The following is a 1,305-nucleotide window of genomic DNA, read 5'->3' on the forward strand; positions in this document are numbered from 1 at the left end:
ATCACTGTAACCTTTGTTGCCGATTTGCTGGGCAACATTACCCCACAGGTTAACTTTTTTATTGATTTGGCCTTCAATACCCACTTTTAATTCACCGATATTGGCGGCCCCATCTTGCTTCACTGTCACGTTATCCATAGTGACACCAAAGTCTTTAGTATTGTGGAGCCAGTTAGCTTCAATAAACGGCTGGAATATACGATCTTTGCCTTTATCCTGACTGCTATAGTCATTCATAAAGGCTTTCACATCCCATCCAGGTCACCACCGTCTGAACCACCCACGCCCAGGCTGTTGCTGCCGTCGGTTTTCTGCGTGTTGGCGGCACCGAGCAACAGCACATCACGCACCGCATCCAGGGTGGTATCGTCGCCTGCATGGCACGTTGCACTTCGCCACCGGTTCCTAAACCCGACTCGTTAAACGCCTGATTGTATGCCGTCTGGTATAACGACCAATTGAGTGACAATCACTAAACGATGATTCAGACATTAAAAGTCGTCACGTAACCCGTAATTTATTCAACGTCATACAAATCATACTGTCCTTAGCTTTGGTGACAGAATTTTCTGGGGTTCCGGCGTACAACCCCAAGAAAAGCCCCGATGGGAATGAAGTCTATCCCAAAACCCGCAAACTCTTTCAGCAGTTCGTCGCTATTGGCCTGCATCTTGGCTGAACACGCATCGGCACTTAACCCGGCGCAGTTCTGTGCTTTGAACTCTTCAACAGCGGCAACCAGCTCTTTTTGTGCATTCTGGTATTTCTGTTCCTGAGTCACACCAGAGGTTTTATTATCAATAATGTCATGGAGTGAGTTATTCTCCACAACAATACTTACCTACTGAAAACTACAGGCACTCTTTTCGACAATAGGAAATATGGTATCCAGGCTACTACCCCAATAATGCTACCTACTAATGTGCGAATATCTGTTTTTGTTGGAATGGCTTCATAATAAATAACTGGGAAGACAACAACAACTAATGCATAAAACAACCCGAAAATATAATAAACAATCATTACTTTTTTTGTTTTCATATGACGTCGAAAGAAAAACCATGCCGCTGAAAGTGTAATGATGATATTTATCATTAAAACCGATAACAAACACACTCCGTAAACTGTCACTTCTTCTGAGGAATTATAAGTACTAATGAATAATGAAAAAACAACATATAAACTCAGAAAACCACTGACCATATTACCTATAAGCCCTAAAGCAGGGAGGTATAAAATGCCGTTTATTTTTTTAGCCTCCTTATTCTCACAGTTAGTACACAAACCAGACTCTTTATTTTCCTC

Annotated in this window: 2 protein-coding genes and 1 pseudogene; all 3 read right to left on the minus strand. The window is 42.2% G+C overall.

The features are described from left to right. Nucleotides 1-249, minus strand: a pseudogene (locus V2A85_RS23700) (autotransporter outer membrane beta-barrel domain-containing protein); the annotation flags it as partial. Nucleotides 250-547: 298 nt separating this feature from the next. Further along, nucleotides 548-829: a hypothetical protein gene (locus V2A85_RS23705; protein WP_420072555.1), complete on the minus strand. Its 282-nt coding sequence runs from the start codon at nucleotides 827-829 to the stop codon at nucleotides 548-550. An 8-nt stretch (nucleotides 830-837) separates the two neighbouring features. Continuing rightward, a partial coding sequence (locus V2A85_RS23710) for a DUF2569 domain-containing protein (protein ID WP_420072556.1) occupies nucleotides 838-1,305 on the minus strand: 468 nt, incomplete at its 5' end.

This window comes from Yersinia sp. 1252 StPb PI, from assembly GCF_048593885.1.
In the GTDB taxonomy this organism is placed as follows: Bacteria; Pseudomonadota; Gammaproteobacteria; order Enterobacterales; family Enterobacteriaceae; genus Yersinia; species Yersinia enterocolitica_E.